Annotated in this window: 17 protein-coding genes; 5 read left to right on the forward strand and 12 right to left on the reverse strand. The window is 63.8% G+C overall.

Annotation, left to right across the window (positions count from 1 at the left end; translation table 11 throughout):
* Positions 1 to 72 precede the first annotated feature (72 nt).
* The 10 genes from ugpC to EOD29_RS15580 form a co-directional block, all read right to left on the reverse strand.
* Positions 73 to 1,131: a sn-glycerol-3-phosphate ABC transporter ATP-binding protein UgpC gene (gene ugpC, locus EOD29_RS15535; RefSeq protein ID WP_066990385.1), complete on the reverse strand. Its 1,059-nt coding sequence runs from the start codon at positions 1,129 to 1,131 to the stop codon at positions 73 to 75.
* Between the two features lie 36 nt (positions 1,132 to 1,167).
* Positions 1,168 to 1,989, reverse strand: a complete 822-nt coding sequence (locus EOD29_RS15540; RefSeq protein WP_127247140.1) for a carbohydrate ABC transporter permease — start codon at positions 1,987 to 1,989, stop codon at positions 1,168 to 1,170.
* On the reverse strand, positions 1,990 to 2,928 hold the full coding sequence (locus EOD29_RS15545; protein WP_095799868.1) for a sugar ABC transporter permease: 939 nt from the start codon (positions 2,926 to 2,928) through the stop codon (positions 1,990 to 1,992).
* Positions 2,928 to 4,265, reverse strand: a complete 1,338-nt coding sequence (locus tag EOD29_RS15550; protein ID WP_127247141.1) for a sugar ABC transporter substrate-binding protein — start codon at positions 4,263 to 4,265, stop codon at positions 2,928 to 2,930. The genes EOD29_RS15545 and EOD29_RS15550 overlap by 1 nt, the downstream gene beginning before the upstream one ends.
* Before the next feature lie 61 nt (positions 4,266 to 4,326).
* Positions 4,327 to 4,986, reverse strand: coding sequence for a GntR family transcriptional regulator (locus EOD29_RS15555; RefSeq protein ID WP_127247142.1), 660 nt, complete (start codon positions 4,984 to 4,986; stop codon positions 4,327 to 4,329).
* 22 nt (positions 4,987 to 5,008) lie between these two features.
* Positions 5,009 to 5,893: a dihydrodipicolinate synthase family protein gene (locus tag EOD29_RS15560; protein WP_127247143.1), complete on the reverse strand. Its 885-nt coding sequence runs from the start codon at positions 5,891 to 5,893 to the stop codon at positions 5,009 to 5,011.
* 100 nt (positions 5,894 to 5,993) lie between these two features.
* Positions 5,994 to 7,382, reverse strand: coding sequence for a chromate efflux transporter (chrA, locus tag EOD29_RS15565; RefSeq protein WP_127247144.1), 1,389 nt, complete (start codon positions 7,380 to 7,382; stop codon positions 5,994 to 5,996).
* Complete coding sequence (locus tag EOD29_RS15570) at positions 7,379 to 8,197, reverse strand: sulfurtransferase/chromate resistance protein (RefSeq protein WP_095799864.1); 819 nt, start codon at positions 8,195 to 8,197, stop codon at positions 7,379 to 7,381. The genes chrA and EOD29_RS15570 overlap by 4 nt, the downstream gene beginning before the upstream one ends.
* A 165-nt stretch (positions 8,198 to 8,362) precedes the next feature.
* Positions 8,363 to 9,151 carry a 3-hydroxybutyrate dehydrogenase gene (locus tag EOD29_RS15575; protein WP_095799863.1) on the reverse strand — a complete coding sequence of 263 codons (789 nt, stop codon included), beginning with the start codon at positions 9,149 to 9,151 and terminating at the stop codon, positions 8,363 to 8,365.
* A 171-nt stretch (positions 9,152 to 9,322) separates the two neighbouring features.
* Positions 9,323 to 9,856: a TetR/AcrR family transcriptional regulator gene (locus EOD29_RS15580; RefSeq protein WP_127247145.1), complete on the reverse strand. Its 534-nt coding sequence runs from the start codon at positions 9,854 to 9,856 to the stop codon at positions 9,323 to 9,325.
* A gap of 140 nt (positions 9,857 to 9,996) precedes the next feature.
* Here EOD29_RS15580 and EOD29_RS15585 point away from each other — a divergent pair, with 140 nt between their 5' ends.
* On the forward strand, positions 9,997 to 11,298 hold the full coding sequence (locus EOD29_RS15585; protein ID WP_095824013.1) for an efflux RND transporter periplasmic adaptor subunit: 1,302 nt from the start codon (positions 9,997 to 9,999) through the stop codon (positions 11,296 to 11,298).
* Positions 11,295 to 14,378 (forward strand): efflux RND transporter permease subunit, encoded by a 3,084-nt coding sequence (locus EOD29_RS15590; RefSeq protein ID WP_127241069.1) that lies wholly within the window; start codon positions 11,295 to 11,297, stop codon positions 14,376 to 14,378. Before EOD29_RS15585 ends, EOD29_RS15590 begins: the two co-directional genes overlap by 4 nt.
* 199 nt (positions 14,379 to 14,577) lie before the next feature.
* Here the strand turns inward: EOD29_RS15590 and EOD29_RS15595 are convergent, their stop codons facing one another.
* Positions 14,578 to 15,030 carry a L,D-transpeptidase gene (locus EOD29_RS15595; protein ID WP_066990426.1) on the reverse strand — a complete coding sequence of 151 codons (453 nt, stop codon included), beginning with the start codon at positions 15,028 to 15,030 and terminating at the stop codon, positions 14,578 to 14,580.
* A gap of 397 nt (positions 15,031 to 15,427) precedes the next feature.
* On the opposite strand from EOD29_RS15595, the gene EOD29_RS15600 reads away from it, so the two are divergent.
* Together EOD29_RS15600 and EOD29_RS15605 are read left to right on the forward strand one after the other, a co-directional pair.
* On the forward strand, positions 15,428 to 15,649 hold the full coding sequence (locus EOD29_RS15600; protein ID WP_066990429.1) for a hypothetical protein: 222 nt from the start codon (positions 15,428 to 15,430) through the stop codon (positions 15,647 to 15,649).
* A gap of 33 nt (positions 15,650 to 15,682) precedes the next feature.
* Positions 15,683 to 15,847, forward strand: coding sequence for a hypothetical protein (locus EOD29_RS15605; RefSeq protein ID WP_082953640.1), 165 nt, complete (start codon positions 15,683 to 15,685; stop codon positions 15,845 to 15,847).
* A gap of 80 nt (positions 15,848 to 15,927) precedes the next feature.
* On the opposite strand, the gene EOD29_RS15610 is transcribed toward EOD29_RS15605, so the two are convergent.
* Positions 15,928 to 16,629 (reverse strand): response regulator transcription factor, encoded by a 702-nt coding sequence (locus tag EOD29_RS15610; protein ID WP_066990432.1) that lies wholly within the window; start codon positions 16,627 to 16,629, stop codon positions 15,928 to 15,930.
* A 93-nt stretch (positions 16,630 to 16,722) separates the two neighbouring features.
* Between EOD29_RS15610 and EOD29_RS15615 the strand changes: the two genes are divergently transcribed.
* Positions 16,723 to 17,451: a response regulator transcription factor gene (locus EOD29_RS15615; RefSeq protein WP_067319230.1), complete on the forward strand. Its 729-nt coding sequence runs from the start codon at positions 16,723 to 16,725 to the stop codon at positions 17,449 to 17,451.
* Positions 17,452 to 17,580: the final 129 nt, after the last annotated feature.

The following is a 17,580-nucleotide window of genomic DNA, read 5'->3' on the forward strand; positions in this document are numbered from 1 at the left end:
CTCCCGTTGCTTTCCGTTCGCTCGAATCTCAAGCACTCCCTGGCCGCCGCGGTGAGAGCGCGGGCAGGGCAATCAGATGCGCCGGCCGGTTTTGGCGTCGAACAGATGCGCCGAGGCGCGGTCGATCTCGATCCGCACGCTCTCGCCTTGCTTCAGCGCCAGCCGCTCGCGGAAAAGGCAGGAGATCACCTCTCCGCCGCAGTCGACCGTGGCGAAGATTTCCGAGCCGGTCGCCTCCATGAGCGTGACTGTGCCGGAGAGACCCTGGCCGGTCGCCCGGATATGCTCGGGACGAATGCCGTAGACCAGTTCCCTTCCCGCGGCTTCGCTCGGCCGGATGCCTTGCGGTAGCGGCAACGTCAGCCCACCGGCACTGCGGAAGATGCCCTCCTCGATGTGGCCGTGGATGAAGTTCATGGCCGGCGAGCCGATGAAGCCGGCAACGAACAGATTGGCCGGCCGGTCGTAGAGATCGAGCGGCGCGCCGATCTGCTCGACCAGACCGTCGTGCAGCACGACGATCTTATCGGCCATGGTCATCGCCTCTATCTGGTCGTGCGTGACATAGATGGTGGTGGTGCCGAGCCGCTGATGCAGCGCCTTGATCTCGCCGCGCATCTGCACGCGCAATTTGGCGTCGAGATTGGAGAGCGGCTCGTCGAACAGAAACACCTGCGGGTCGCGCACGATGGCGCGGCCCATGGCGACGCGCTGGCGCTGGCCGCCGGAAAGCTGGCGCGGATAGCGGTCGAGCAGCTTCTCGAGGCCGAGAATACCGGCTGCCCGCTTCACCCGGCTCGCGGTATCGGCCGGATCGGCTTTCTTGATCTTGAGCGCGAAGCCCATATTGTCCGCCACCGTCATGTGCGGGTAGAGCGCGTAGTTCTGGAACACCATCGCGATGTTGCGGTCCCGTGCCCTGAGGTTGTTCACGGTGCGCTCGCCGATTGCGATCTTTCCGGCCGAGATCGTTTCCAGCCCCGCGATCATGCGCAGCAGCGTCGACTTTCCGCAGCCCGACGGTCCGACCAGGATGACGAACTCGCCATCGGCGATATCGACGCTGACATCGTGGATGATCCGAGTGGCTCCGAAAGCCTTCTGCACGTTGTTGATGCTTACCGATGCCATTGCGTATCTCCGAAAGAATGAGGGCGGATCAGGCGCTCAGCCACCCTTGACCGCGCCGGCGGTCAGCCCGGCGACGATCTGCCGTTGCGCGAACATGGTCAGCACCAGCACCGGCAGCGTCACCACCAGCGCGGCGGCGGCGAGCGGCCCCCAGCTCACCTGCTCGTAGGACAGCATGTTGTAGACCGCGACCGGCAATGTCCGCGTCTCGCGGCTGGCGAGCACCACGCCGAAGACGAAGTTGTTCCACGAGAAGATGATCGACAGGATGAAGGCGACGACGATGCCGGGCTTGGCGATCGGCAGCGCGACCAGGCGAAACACCTGCCACGAACTGGCGCCGTCGATGTTGGCGGCCTCCTCCAATTCCATCGGCGTCGTCTCGAAATAGCCGATCATCACCCAGACCACGATCGGCACCGTCACCACCAGATGGATGATGATCTGCGGCCAGAGCGTGCCGAGGATGCCCAGCCACTGAAACAGGAGGAACAGCGGGATGAGATAGGAAAGCCCGGGCGTCATGCGGGCGATCATGATGACGATCGCCGAGCGTTCCGCCTTGAGCCTGGCGATGCCATAGCCGGCCGGCACTCCGATCAGCAGCGCCAGCAGCGTCGCCGTGCCGGTCACCAGCACCGAGTTCCACAGATAGAGCAGGAAATTGTTCTCCTCGAGCACCTTTGCGTAGTTCGACCAAGCGAAGCGCTCCGGGATCAGGATCGGCGGATAAGCGCCGTTGTCGATCTCGAACTTCAGCGACAGCGAGATCATCCAGAGGAAGAACAGGATCGCCGGCGAGACCAGCACCAGCGCCGCGAAGAACAGGCCTATCTTGTTGAGCAGCCGCGAGCTCACCTATTTGCCCTCCGTGTCGACCCATTGCGAGCGCTGGCGCAGCATCAGGAGGATGAAGGACAGGGCCACGATGACGATGAAGAACACCACCGCCATGGCCGAGCCGTAGCCCATGTCGTAATAGGAGAAGGCGGTGTTGTAGAGATAGATGTTGATTGTTTCCGATGCCGTGCCCGGCCCACCTTGGGTCATCGCGTAGATGATATCGAAGCTCTTGAGCGCATCGATCGTGCGGATGATGACCGCGATCATCAGAAACGGCGCGATCATCGGCAAGGTGAGGTAGCGGAACTGCTGCCAGGCATTGGCGCCGTCGATCTCGGCGCTTTCGAACGGCTCGCGCGGCACGGATGCCAGCCCACCCAGCACGATCAGCATCACCAGCGGCGTCCACTGCCAGGTCTCCACCGCGACCAGCGAAGGAATGACGGTGTTGGCGTTGAAGATCCACTCCTGCGCCGGAATGCCGACCAGCGACAGGAGATAGTTGAGCACGCCGAGCTGCGGATGGAACATCATGGTCCAGACCAATGCCACGGCGACGGGTGTGGCCATCATCGGCATCACGAAGACGCCGCGCAGCAGACCGCGCAAGGCAAACCTGGCGTCGAAGATGAGCGCGGCGACGGTACCGAAAAACATCGGCGCGACCACCGACAGGAAAGTATAGATCAAGGTATGCCAAAGCGATTCCCAGAACCGCGGATCGCTCGCCAGGCGCAGATAATTTTCCATCCCGGCAAAGCTTCGCGACTGGCCGAGCGTCCAGCTGTTGACGCTCATCCACAACGTGAAGGCCCAGGGAAAGACGATCACGGCGCCGACGACGACGAGCGCAGGAATGACGAAAGGCCAGTAGTTTGGAGCCAGCCGGATCGGCTGGCTCTCTTCGACGGCTTGCGTCGTCACCCCTGCGCGTTCCGGGGCGATGGCGGACATCAGCCTTGCTCGCTCCTGTCGAGAACCGGCTGGAACTGATCGGTGGCCTTCTTCAGTTCGTCGGCGGGATCGGCGCCGGCGATCATGTTGGTCAGCGCCACGCCATAGATGTCCCGGAACTCGGTGACCGGGATGATGACCGGCAGCGCCAGCCGGCTGATATTGCCTGAGCCGACCACGGCATCCAGCCAGCTCGGCGGCATGGTGACGCCTTCGCGCACCTTGGGGTCTTCCAGCACCGACTTGCGGAACGGCACGCCGGCGCCGGCCTGCAGCAGGCGCGCGCCCATGGCCGGAGAGACCGCCCACTGGCAGAACAGATAGGCCGCTTCCTTCTTCGCGCTGGCGGACGTGACACCGATGCCGTCGCCGAACGTGCCTGCGGCATGCGCCTTGGGTCCCTTCGGCATGACGCCATAGCCGACCTTGCCGACCACCCGCGACTTCTCCGGATTTTCCATCGGCGGTGCGAAGCCCACGCCATCGAACCACATGCCGATCTTGCCCTGCAGGAAGGCGGATTGCGCCTCGGCCCAGTTGAAGCCGGTGACGCCGGTAGGCGCGGCCTTGGTCATCAGCCGCTGGTAGAGGGCGGCAGCCTCGATCGCCTCCGGCGAGGTGGTGCGCAGCTTGCCGTCGCTGCCGAGCGGCGTCATGTCGTAGCCGAGCATCAGAGACGTCCACACCGGCGTGTTGGCGTTCTTGAGACCGCGTGCGACGAAACCGAAGGTGTTGCTTGAGGGATCCGTCAGCGCTTCAGCGGCGGCCACCAGCTGCTCGAAGCTCTCGGGATATTTTATACCTTTGGCGTCGAACAGCTCCTTGTTCCAGTAGAGGATCCAGTAGTCGACCGAGAACGGCAGCGAGCGCAGCACGCCCTGGCCGTCCTTGGCGAACTGGATGCCCGCCTCGGCGAAGTCGCTTTCGGTCAGCCCTGGATCGGTGAGGGCCGGATCGGCAACGAAGCCGGAAATGTCGGCCAGCCAGCCGCCCTTCTCGAACTGGCGCTTCTGCACATGGTAGCTCAGATGCACGACGTCGAAGCTCGGCTTGCCGGAGCTGAGCTCGATCACCGTCTTCTGGCGCTGCTGCTGTTCGGGTGTCGCCTCGGCATTGACCTTGATGCCGGTCAGCTTCTCGAACTCCGCGAGATTCTTCAGGATGGTGTCGCTGCGCGGGCTCTTGACTAGGTTGACGTCGAGCGTCGTGCCGGCAAAGCGCTTCCAGTCGACGCCCGCGGCGAAGCTCGGACGAAGACCGACGAGGCCGGTGGCGGCGAGAGCCGCGGTTCCCTGGAGCAGCTGCCTTCTGGTTGGACTGAATGGATTGGACGACATTTCTTCCTCCCGGTTGTCGTTGTCGATTACGCCACCACGATTGCGGCGCGGTTTTGCTTCCTCAAATCTGCAGCGCCAGCCGGCGCGCATTGTCGATGTGCTGGCTGATCGCCTCAACCGCCATCTCCGGATCGCGTTTCTCCAGGGCCTCGATCACCGCAAGATGCTCGCGCATGACCGGCACGACGCGACCGTCGATGCGGAACCGCTCCTGATGGATGAGCCGGATCTTCACCGAATTGACCAGATAGGCCTTGGCGATGATCTCGTTGCCCAGCGCGCTGATGAAGGTGTCATGCATGGCCCAGTCGATGTTCTGGGCCTTGGCTTCCATTTCGGGGGTCGGGGTCTGCGCCAGCGCTTGGGCGAGCATGTCCTCGTGCTCGCGCCTCAGACCCGCAATCTCGGCGTCGGACGCGTTGACGGCAAACAGCGCGACAGCCTCGCGCTCCATGAACAGGCGGAACTGGAAAGCCTCGCGGATCAGGCTGATGTCGATATGCGCGATCTGCATGCCGCGTTGCGGTATCGTGGTCAGCAGCCCCTCGGCCTCGAGCCGCGGCACGATCTCGCGGATGGCTCCGAGCGGCAGGCCGGTGAAGGCGACCAGCTCGCGCTGCGAAACGAACTGGCCGGGCCTGAGGTCGCGGGCCAGCAGATGCCGCGTGAAGCTGGCATAGGCCTTCTCCCTGAGGGTTGCCGGTTCGCTCGTGTCGTCCATGCCGATCAGCGCCCTCGCCGGTTCAGGCTGCCTGTGTCGCAAACAGCCTGTCGTAAGCGGCGCCAAGCTGCTGCCGTTCCTGCAAGGCTACCGGCTCGAGCGGCGGCCGAACCGTCAGCCAGCGTTCGTCGCCGGTCTGGCGCGCCACCATGGCCTTCACCGCCGGGATGACCGGATGCCGGAGCAGTTCGAGGACGAAGCTTTCCACGCGGGAGTCGTCGCGTCCGCTCTCGATCATGGCGCGCAGTTCGCCGGCGGCGAAATTGGCCATGCCGGAAATCGCGCCCTGGCCGCCGATCCGCACCGCCGGAGCCAGATGCCGTTCGTCGCCGATGAGGATGATCAGGTCGCCATGCGCCTTGAGCAGCGCTTCGCTGTAGCCCCAGTCTCCACCGGAATCCTTGACCCCGGCGACCACGCCCGGATACGCCTCGCGAAGCCGGCCGATCAGGTCGAGCGACAGCTGCACCGTCGTGACCGAGGGGATGTTGTAGAGCAGCATGCCGCGGGCCAGCGGACCGAGCGCGGCGAACACGGCGCCGAACCAGCCGAACAGCCCATCGTCACCGACATTCTTGAAATAGCTCGGCGGCGCCAGAAGGATGTTGCGGGCGCCGCGCTGCAACGCCTGGCGGCACTGCTCGGCAGCGTCCTCCGCCGCATCGACCAGCACGCCTGCAACGAGTTGGTCCGCGGGTATTCCCGCCGCAAGCATGGCATCGATGACCGCCTGCCGCTCCGCCGTACCGACGGAAGCGCCTTCGCCGGTGGTGCCGAACAGCGTTACGCTGCTGCAGCCAGCATCGAGACAGGCCTTAGCATGCTCGGTCATCAGCGGAACGGCGATCCGCCCGGCTGCATCAAAGGGCGTTGTGAGCGCAACCGACAGACCAAAGCGCGAACCCACCTGCAATTCTCCATTCATCAATCCGCGAGCAGGCGTAGCATACTGACATGTTAGTTGTAAACATAGCTCTCGGTCACGCTTGGCTGCGGCTGGAAACAATTCACAATGCCTGTAGAGCCAGTCCCGCCAGCGCGGATGCCGCGAGCGTCGGCAGCATGCCGGCCTTCAGCCTGAGCATGGCGACCATCGCCGCCGCCGACAGCAGCGCCGCGCGCCAGTCGAGCGAGGAAACGACCGGAACCTCGACGCCCCAGCCGACGCTCTCGACTTTGCCGAAGACGACATGCAGCGCGAACCACAGCGCAAGGTTCATCACCACGCCGACGACCGCTGCCGTTATCGCACCGAGCGCCGCCGACAACGCCTTGTTCTGCCGCAGCTGCTCGATGTAGGGCGCGCCGAGGAATATCCAGAAGAAGCAGGGCGCAAAGGTAGCCCAGAGCGTCAGCGCCGCCCCCAGCGACCCTGCAAGCAGAGGGCTGAGCGTACCCGCATGGCGATAGGCGGCGGCGAAGCCGACGAATTGCAGCACCAGGATCAGCGGTCCGGGCGTCGTCTCGGCAAGTCCGAGCCCGTCGACCATTTCTCCGGGCGAAAGCCAGCCGAACGAGGTCACCGCGGCTTGCGCGACATAGGCAAGAACCGCATAGGCGCCGCCGAAGGTGACGACCGCCATCAGGCTGAAGAAGCCGCCGATCTGCGCCCATACGCTCCCCGGCCCTGCCAGCACGGCGATCAGCGCCACCGGTCCGAGCCAGATCGGCAGCCAGATGGCGATGGTCCGGGCTGCGTGCCATTTGGTCGGCACGGTGTGGCCGAGCTCGCCGCGCTCGAACATCAGGTCGACCACGCCGCCTCTGTCGGCGGCGGCGTTGCCCTTGCCATGCGCCGAACCCGAAAACAGCCCGGGTGCAAAGTGATTGCCGACCCAGCCAATGAGTCCCGCCGCAAGCACGATCAGTGGAAACGGCAGCTTGAGGACATAGATGGCAAGAAAGGCCGCCACCGCGATGGCCACCATGACCCGGTTCTTCAGCGCCCTCTTGCCGATGCGGATCACCGCTTCGACGACGACCGCCAGCACCGCCGCCTTGATGCCGAAGAACAGCGCCTCGATGACCGGCGCGTCGTTGTAGAGCATGTAGAAACTGCTCAGGGCAAGCATGACCAGTGCGCCCGGGAGCACGAACAATGTCCCGGCGACGAGGCCGCCGGCCGTCCGGTGCAGCAGCCAGCCGATATAGACGGCAAGCTGCTGCGCCTCGGGACCCGGAAGAAGCATGCAGTAGTTCAGAGCATGCAGGAACCGCTCCTCGCCGATCCAGCGGCGCTCCTCGACCAGTTCCTTGTGCATCAGGGCGATCTGCCCGGCCGGCCCGCCGAAAGAGAGCAGGCCGATCTTGGCCCACAGCCGCGTCGCATCACTGAAGGTCGGCACAGCCGGGACATCGGCCGGCTGCTCGGCGCTGTCCTTGGCAAGCACGGTCATTGTTGCTTACCCCCGGCCGGCCAGTTATGCGTCTCGTCCGTGGCGTCGCGGCACCAGCGGAAGAAAGCGTCATAGAGCAGCATGCCGGCTTCGAGCTGTTCCAGGTCGTCGCGGAACATGCGCGACAGGCCGAGCGACGCGGCGAGGAACCCGGCAGCCTGCGGCACCAGGTCGAGACGCGCTGTATCCGCGCCGCGCACGATCAGCGCCAGACGATCGAGCGCCTCGGTGCGCAGGCCGAACTCCTCAATCATCGTGTCGAAGGTGCAATGATCCCCGCGATGGCTCCAGAACACGCCTTCGATGTCGAAGGGCACCGCGGCGAAGCGATCCGCCACCAGGGGCACCTCGGCCGGGTCGACGAACAGGAACACGGCGCCAGGATCGACAAATCGTCGGATCAGCCAGGGGCAGGCGATGCGATCGACCTTCGGCCGGGAACGCGTGACCCATACGGTGCGACCCTTCCCATCGCGAGGCGGAATTGCGTCGGCCGCGACTAACGGCGCCTTGACGGCGGCCCACGCCGCGAAACCGCCTTCCAACGATTCCGCCGGAATGCCCTCGTGGCGCAGCCACGCGGCAACGCCTTGCGAGAGCTTCTCTCCGCGCTGGCAGATGACCACGACCTTGGATCCGGAGAAGTCGGCCGCCCAGGTCGAGACGGTTCTGAAGTCGCGTCGGTAAGAAGCCGGCAGCAGCCGCGGATCGGCTTGAAAGTCGTCGTCGATGCGTACGTCGACGAGACGAGGTGCATCCGGCAGGCCGACCAGTCGGGCAAGCTGTGGCACTGTGATCTGAGTTGTTGACGGCATGGCGTCCACCTCCTGAACGAAGAGAGTTTGGACGCGATCGTTGGGCTGACGCCTCACGGGGTCGTCGCGGGGAACCCCTTAGCCAGGATGCTGGAACGCTCCCCTACGATTGTCAAGAATTCTTGTCGAGGAAGGCGCGGCCCGCACCTTCTTTGGAAGCTGCACTTACTGCGCCGTCCAACCGCCATCCATCGGCAGGGTCGTGCCGGTCATCTGCTTGGCCGCATCCGAGCACAGGAACAGCGCCAGTGCCGCCAATTCCTCAACGCTGACGAACTCTTTGGTCGGCTGCGCGGCAAGCAGCACATCGTGCTTGACCTGTTCCTCGGTCATGCCGCGCGCCTTCATCGTGTCGGGGATCTGCTTCTCGACCAGCGGCGTCCAGACATAACCGGGCGCGATCGCATTGACGGTGATGCCATCCTGCGCGACTTCCAGCGCCACCGTCTTGGTCAGACCTGCAATCCCGTGCTTGGCAGAGACATAGGCCGACTTGAACGGCGAGGCGACCAACGCATGGGCCGAAGCCGTGTTGATGATGCGGCCCCATTTGCGGCTCTTCATGCCCGGCAGCGCCGCCTTGATGGCATAGAAGGCGGCAAGCAGGTTGATGCGGATGATTGCTTCCCACTTGTCGTCGGGGAATTCGTCGATCGGCGCGACATGCTGGATGCCGGCATTGTTGACCAGGATGTCGAGGCTGCCGAACGCCTCCTCGGCCTCGCGGATCATGGCGGTGACCGCCCCGCCGTCCATCATGTTGGCGCCGGAATAGCGGCACTTGACGCCGAAATCCCTCTCGATGCCGGCGCGCTCCTTTTCGATCGCCGCGGCATCGCCCAGGCCGTTGATGGTTACGTTGGCGCCCTCGGCGGCAAAGGCGCGGGCGATTGCAAGGCCGATGCCGCTGGTCGAGCCAGTGACGAGCGCATTCTTGGAAGACAGGGAACCCATGGCAGATCTCGCACGTGGAGGGAGGGACTGTTGAAGCACATAGTTTGTGCGTCGCAACATAACAATGCCATGCCCGTATTTCGGTGCGATACAATGTTGTGATGCAGTTCGAGCGACAGGAAGCTGGCGGTCCTAGGGCGGTCTTTGCCGCCGCTGATGTGAGCCTGCGACCTATCCGGCTATCTTGAGCAGCGAGGAAACCAGGAGCTTGTGCTCCTGCTGCGACAGCACGTCTGAATCGAAAAGATTCATACTGCGCAGCCCCTCGATGGCGAGGAAACAAACCAGCAGCGAGCCGAGGTCGTCCGTTTCCCCCTTCAGCCGTTCGAACAGCTGCCGCTTGAAGGCTTTGATCGGCGTCAGGAATTCCGGATCCTCGGCGATCGCGGAGAACATCCAGGAGGCCGAAGGTTTCGGCTTCTCGCAATCATCGGCCGAGAGCCGTATGTAGGCCGCGAGCGCGCTTTCATCGCTTGCCTCGGCCGTGCGTTCTTCGAGCGCCTGCTCGAAAGCATTGAGGTAATTCTCGACCAGCCCCTGCATCAGCTTGGCCTTGGTCGGGAAATTGTAGAGCAGACCGCCCTTCGACACGCCGGCCCGATTCGCGATGGCGTCGAGCGACAGGCTTCCCGGGCCCGCCTCGCGCGCCACGTCGGCTGCCGCTGCAAGTATCCTGTCGCGCGAGTTTGCCTTGCGAGCTTTCATCACGCCTTCCCTTACATTAGGCCTTGTGGAATTGACAAGACCGTCCAGACGGTACAGTAAGGCGCCCGCAATTTGAAATCGGGATTTATCGTAGATATGTGTCCCGGCAATTGACGTTGCCGGCTCGAGGGGAACTATCCGTGAAGCGCTTCTTCATCATCACCGGAATTCTGCTGCTGCTCGCCGTGGTGTGCGCCGGCATCGTCGGCTTCAACCTGTTTCGCGACAATGCGATCAAGCAGTTTTTCGCCACCATGAAACCGCCGGCGGCGACAGTGTCGACCATCGTGGCGAAGCCTTCGAACTGGACGCCCGGCGTCGAGGCGATCGGCACCGTCAACGCCGTGCGCGGCGTCGACCTGACCGTCGAGACGGCCGGGATCGTCAAGGACATCCTCTTCCACGCCAACCAGAAGGTCGCGGCCGACGCTGTGCTTCTGCAGCTCGACGATGCCGTCGAGAAGGCCGATCTGGTGGCGCAGAAGGCTCAGGCAGCATCCGACCAGGCGGCGCTGACCCGCGCGCTGGAATTGCAGCGGCGTGGCGTCGGCACCGACGCTACGCTTGATGCCGCGCGCGCGGCGGCGACCGCATCGGCCGCGCAAGTGAACAAGCTGCAAGCCGTGCTCGACCAAAAGCAACTCGCAGCTCCCTTCACCGGGACGGTCGGCATTCCAAAGATCGACATTGGCCAGTATCTGGCGCCCGGCAACTCAGTCGTCACGATCCAGGATCTGGACACGATGCGGGTCGACTTCACCGTGCCCGAACAGCAGCTGCCGCTGCTGAAGATCGGCCAGACGGTGCGGATCGGCAGCAATGCTGCCGACATGTCCTTTGCCGGCTCGATCCGCGGCATCGATCCCAAGATCGACCCGGCAAGCCGGCTGGTGTCGATCCGCGGCGAGGTCGCCAACCCGGAGGGCAAGCTGACCCCGGGCCAGTTCGTGCAGATCCGCGTCGAGTTGCCGGAGGAAAGCAACGTCATCTCGGTGCCGCAGACGGCGGTGACCTCGAGCCTCTACGGCGACTATGTCTTCGTGGTGGTGCCGCCCAAGCCCGCTGAGGCCGGCGCTGCCGCGCCAGCAAAACCGGAAGACCAGAAGGCCGGGGCGGAGAAGCCTGCCGGCGATGCAGCCAAGCCGCAAGCCGATGCCTCGAAGCCGGCCTCCGATACGGCAAACGCCGCCGACAGCGCCGCGAAGCCGCCTGAGAACGCTCAAAAGCCGGCCGAAACCGGGCAGCAACCGGCGCTCGTTCTATCGCAGGTCTTCGTCAAGCTCGGCCGCCGCAACAACGGCATGGTCGAGATCGTCGAAGGCCTGAAGGCCGGCGACCAGGTCGTGACCGCCGGTCAGAACCGGCTCTTCAACGGCATGTCCGTTGCGGTCGACAACACCGTTGATCCCAGCAAATCGGCAAACAAGCAGGTTCAGCAATGAGCTTTTCCGATATCTTCATTCGCCGCCCCGTCCTCTCGACGGTGCTGGCCTGCATGATCCTGCTCCTGGGCTTCCAGGCCATCTTCAACCTGTCGATCCGCCAGTATCCGAAGGTTGACGAGACGGCGATCACCATCACCACGGCCTATCCCGGAGCCAGCGCCGACCTGATTCAGGGCTTCATCTCTGCGCCGATCGCGCGCGCCGTCGCCTCGACGGAAAACATCGACTACGTCACCTCGTCGAGCCGCCCGTCTTCGAGCACGGTGACCGTGCAGATGAAGCTCGGCTCCAACCCCGATGTTGCGTTGACCGAGGTGCTGTCCAAGGTTCAAGGCGTGCGCGGCACCTTGCCGGATGCCGCCAAGGATCCGGTGATCGTCAAGGGCACCGGCCAGCAGTTCGCGATGATGTATATCTCGATGCAGAATCCGAACATGACGAAGGAGCAGTTGACCGAGTACATCGAGCGCGTCGTGCGGCCGCGCATCTCGACGGTGGAAGGCGTCGCCGACGTCCAGATCTTCGGCGCCGAGGAATATTCGATGCGGGTCTGGATCGACCCGGTCAGGCTCGCCGCCCGCGGCGCCACGGCCGCCGACGTGCTGACTGCGATCAACAATTCCAATTTCCTGTCCGCGCCCGGCAACACACAGAACGAGTATGTGGTTTCCTCGATCGCGGTTCACTCGACCCTGCAGACGCCGGAAGCCTTCGCGCAGCTCCCTATCCGCTCGACCGACGGCCAGGTGGTGCGGCTGCGCGATGTGGCTCGGGTCGAGCTTGGCGCCGCCAGCACCGACACGAGGGTGAGCTTCAACGGCAAGCCGGGCACTTTCCTGGCCATCTTCCCGACGCCTGCCGCCAATCCGCTGACGACTGCCGAGGCGATCCACAAGATCGTGCCGGTGATCCAGGATACGTTGCCGAAGGGCATGACGATCGAGATCGTCTACGATTCCACCGAGCAGATCAGCGCCTCGATCGAGGAGGTGTTCAAGACCATCGGTGAGGCTGTCGCCATCGTCATTCTCGTCATCCTGCTCTTCCTCGGATCCTTCCGCTCGGTGATGATGCCGATCGTGACCATCCCTCTGTCGCTGATCGGCGTCTGTTTCATTCTGTTTGCGGTAGGCTATTCGATCAACCTTCTGTCGCTGCTTGCCATGGTGCTGGCGATCGGCCTTGTCGTCGACGACGCCATTGTCGTGGTGGAGAACATCCACCGCCATATGGAGGAAGACGGCATGTCGCCGATGCAGGCGGCCTTCAACGGCATGCGCGAGATCTTCTCGGCAATCGTCGCCATGACCATTACGCTGGCCGCCGTGTTTGCGCCGCTTGCCTTCACCGGCGGTCTGACCGGCGCGCTGTTCCGCGAGTTCGCGGTCACGTTGGCCGGCTCCGTGGTCCTGTCCGGCCTGATTGCGGTGACCATCACGCCGATGATGTCGGCTCGCCTCTTGAAGGCCGGCGCGCACGGCCGCTTCCAGCGCATCGTCGACGGCACCTTCAGCCGTGTCGAGCGCGTCTACGAGCGGGCGGTGACCGCTTCGCTCAGAAACAGGCCGGTTACCTTTATCATCGTCGTCGCGCTGGTTGCGCTCACCGGCTTCATGTTCACCAAGACCTCGACCGAACTAGCGCCGGAAGAAGACCAGGGCTTCCTGCTTTCGATCGTAACCGCCCCGCGCTACGCTACCTCGGACTACACCGAGACCTACGTCAACCAGATCCTCGGTCTTGTTAAGGACATTCCGGAAACGCGGGCGCAGTTCTCGGCGGTCGCCTTCGGCGGCGCCACCAACGGCGCTTTTGTCGGCTTTGCCTTCAAGGATTGGGCCGAACGGCAGCGCAGTTCGAAGGAGATCCAGACCGACATCACCGGTCGCTTGGCCAAGGTCGCCGGCGTCGAGGCTTTCGTCTTCGCGCCGCCGACGCTCCCCGGCTCGGGCGGCGGCCTGCCGATCTCGATGGTGGTTCGCTCGACCGGCGATCCCTCGGAAGTTTTCGACCAGGCCGAGAAGATCAAGAACAAGGCGCAGGCTTCCGGCCGCTTCATCGTCGTGCAGAACTCGATGTCCTATGACGCCCCGCAGGTGACCGTCACCATCGACCGCGAGCGCGCGGCGGCACTGAACCTGCCCATCGCCGACATCGGCAACACGCTGACGCTGCTGGTCGGCGGCGCCGAAGTGGCGCAGTTCGATCGCGACTCCAACAGCTATGACATCATCCCACAGGTGCCGCAGGAGTTCCGCGACAATCCGGCGAAGCTCGGCGAGTATTTCGTGCGCAGCGTCGACGGCAAGATGGTGCCGCTGTCGGCGGTGGTGCATATCTCGACCAACGCCTCGCCGGCAGCGATCGAGCAGTTCAACCAGCTGAACTCGGCCACGATCTCCGCCCTGCCCTTGCCCGGCGTGACCACCGGCGACGGATTGAAAGTGCTGGAGGATCTCGCCAGGGAAACGCTGCCCGACACGTTCTTCATCGACTATTCCGGCCAATCGCGGCAGGAAAAGGAGCAGGGCAACACCATCCTGATCGCCTTCGCGGCCGCCGTGATCGTGATCTACTTGGTTCTGGCCGCTCAGTTCGAGAGCTTCCGCGATCCGCTGATCATCATGATGGCGGTGCCGCTTTCGATCTTCGGTGCCATCGTGCCGCTCAATATCGGCCTCGGAACGCTCAACATCTACACGCAGGTCGGACTGATCACCCTGATCGGCCTCATCACCAAGCACGGCATCCTTTTGGTGGAATTCGCCAACCAGCAGCGCGAAATCCATGGCATGCGGCGCCGCGATGCCATCATCGCCTCGGCCAAGGTGCGCCTGCGGCCGATCCTGATGACGACGGCCGCGATGGCGCTCGGCGTCGTGCCGCTGATCATCTCCAGCGGCGCCGGCGCCGCGGCGCGCTACTCGATGGGCCTCGTCATCTTCACCGGCATTCTGGTCGGCACGATGTTCACGCTGTTCGTCGTGCCCATGTTCTACACCTTCATCGCCAGCAAGGATCTGCCGCATCTCGCCGAGAAGCCCGATCCGAAGCTGATGCCGGCGCTGCCCACCTGAAGCAATCCAGGACTGCTCCAAAAACAAAAAGAGGCCGGAAAATCCCGGCCTCTTTTTTAGGCGGTCGCCCCACGGCTTCGGCGCCAGAGCAATTCCAGGAAAAGTGTGGAACGGTTGCTCGGCGACTTCGCCGTGGCCTTCCGTCCGGAATTGCGTCGAACCTGGCTTGAAGGCGGCAATCCGCCCGCTACTTGACCCGTTACTTTACGATGAGGATGCTGGTGTTGCCCGGGCCGAAGGCCTCGACGAGCTGATAGAAGTCGGCCGCGGCATCGGGATGCAGGCGCACGCAGCCATGCGAGGCTGGCCGGCCAAGATGCTTGATGGCATAGGTCGCATGCACCGCATAGCCGCCGCTGAAGAAGACCGAATGCGGCATCGGCGCATTGTCGTATTTCTTCGAATACCACATCTCATGCATGCGGGTCGGCTTGAATGACCCTGTCGGCGTTATGTGCCCCCTGTCGCCCGTCGACACTTTCCAGGTGAACGTCGGCCGGCCGTCGACCGTGACTTCCATGATCTGCTGCGACAGCGAAACCCGGGCGACGAGCTGGTTGGCATGAGCGGCGTTGCTGCCGAAGAGCAGAGCCGCGCCGGTGAGCGCGGCGGCGGTGACGTGGATGAGCTTGGCTGAAATGGCGGTATGCATGACGATCCCTCTCTCTTTTGCCGGTCGGGCCGGCTGCAATTTCGATGGATCGTCTTATCGGGATCGCCTGTTTCAGGCCTATTTCGCTTAATATGCGTTAATGTTTCGAATTCGTTTCTCTAAGTTAACGGCCTAATTCCAGAGAACACGCTCCCTTAGACCGGCTGCCGGCAATACCAAGCAGGCCGAAAGCGGCGGAGAAAGCGTATATGGCTTTGATATGAAAGCCTTTCTCCCAATCTCGAAACCGAATTGCAACAAAACGCGACTTGCGCGGCATGATGCGGATACAGGCCCGCAGCAATGTCGAGGTCACGGGAACAGACATCAGCAAACGAAAATGGGCAGGAAATCGAAAGTTCGCACCTGGTTTTCTCAGGGTCGGGGTCTAGGCGCCATGAATTCCGGCGAGGTTTCGACACTGCACACTGCACTGTTCATCGCCACGGTCTGGATCATCTCCAGCCTGCGCGTCAACCGGCTGAGGGCCCTCTGGCGGGTCGGTCTTCGGCTGATAGGGATGCGCGGCCCCTCCGGCTACTTGCTGCCGAGAGGACCGAAGGCCCGCGCCGCAGCGGGGGGCTCCGTAAGCGGCGCGGGCGCTTCGGGAGTTTCCTGAAGCATCGACGACTATCGAATTGGGGATTGAGTTATGAAGACGAAATTTGCCGCTTCGGTGCTGTCCGCACTGCTTTATGCCCAGGGGCTGCTTGGCTTTGCCGCGCTTGCAACGGTGCTGCTCAAGGAGCGCGCCCACGCCGAGATCGCCGCCAGCGCCGAATTGCCGTCCGGCCCCTCGATCCTCGTGGTGCGCTAGGCGCCGGCGTCGGATCCAAAGTGCGAAGCGATTTTGGAAATCCGATGCAAGATCGAGGAAAAGACCTGGTGGCCCTCGCCTCAGTCGGTGCGCGGCGTCGGCGGATCGAACCGGTAACCGGCACCCCTGATCGTGGTGATGGTCTCCGTATCGAGCTTACGGCGCAGCCTCACGATGCGCGAATCGATCGAGCGGTCGAAAGCGTCGGCATTCTCGGCGGGCGCGGCGGCAATGATGTCGTCGCGCGTCAGCACCTTTCGCGGGCTCGCCAGAAACAATCTCAACAGCGCCACCTGCCCCGGCGACAGCTGATCCTCGGCGCCGGAACGATGCATGACCATGGCCGACCTCAAGTCGACGGTCGCATTCTCGAGCACGATCAGTTCCTGGGGGTTGCGGCCGCGCCGCGTCAGCAGGCGGCCGATGCGCGCCGCCAGCTCGCGCACGTTGAGCGGGCTTTCGATCACGTCGGCAGCGCCGAGCTCCAGCGCCAGCACCTTGTCGACGAGATCGGCGGGCCGGCAGATCAGGATGAAGTCGCAGCCACCCTCGCCGCCCCCGCCTTGGCTACTATAGCGCTTGAGCAGTTCGCGCCCCTCCGCCTGGGTCACGTCGTCACCGACGACCACGACGTCGATGCCGCCTGCCGAAAGCAGCGACTCCGCCTCCCAGGGCTGGCGCGCCTGACGCACATCGTGCCCGCGCCGCTCGAGATGGTCGGCCAGGTCGCCGGCCACCACTTCGGCAACGGACACAAGCGCGACGACGGATCGTGCTGCCATTTTCTCCACTCCGCCACGGACAACTCGAGATGAGCGCTGGACATCATGTTTATACCCAATCTACTTTCCGCTGAAAGCGGGAGCGAGACCATTGTGAAGGCGCGCATCATTGTCGTCGAGGACGAGCCGGATCTGAGGGAAGCGGTCGCCGAGTATCTCGGCGCCAGCGGCTATGACGTTGCCACGGCCGAGAATGCCGCGGCGGCGCGCAGCCTGCTCGAGGCGCAACCCTTCCACCTCGCCATCCTCGACATCGCCATGCCCGGCGAGGACGGCCTGTCGCTCGGCCGCTGGCTGCGTTCCAAGACGCAGATCGGCATCATCTACGCCACCGCCGCCGGCACCGCGCTCGACCGCATCGTCGGCCTGGAACTCGGCGCCGACGACTACATCGTCAAGCCCTATGAGTTGCGCGAAGTGCTGGCGAGGGTCCGCAGTGTGCTGCGCCGCGTGCCGCAGCCGGTTGCCCCCCAGGCCGCGAAGACCGAGGCCGGCACGCGCCGCTTCATGAATTTCGGCAGCTTCCAGGCCGATTTCGACGGCAGGCTGGTGACCGGCGCCAATGGCGCGGTCATCGAGATGGCCAAGAGCGAGTTCGACGTGCTGGAAGTTTTCCTCACCCGCGCCAACCGGCTTCTGACGCGGGCGGCGATCTCGGAGGCGATCGGCTTCGTGGAAGACCCGGAATCGTCGCGCGCTGTCGACATCCGCATCATGCGTCTGAGAAAGAAGATCGAGGCGGACCCCGCCAATCCGAAATTCCTGCGCACGGTGCGCGGCGAAGGCTACATCTTCTCGCTGCCGGCTGGCGACGGCAACTGACTCCGGCGCCGCGCACCTTCCGGATACGCAATCGACGCTGTAGCATTCCGGTCCGGCGGCATGCCCCCAGAAAACCGTTGTCGATTTTCGGGCTTGTGTGCTGGATTTCATGGTTTACCGATATGGCCC

The organism is Mesorhizobium sp. M1A.T.Ca.IN.004.03.1.1, assembly GCF_003997555.1.
In the GTDB taxonomy this organism is placed as follows: Bacteria; Pseudomonadota; Alphaproteobacteria; order Rhizobiales; family Rhizobiaceae; genus Mesorhizobium.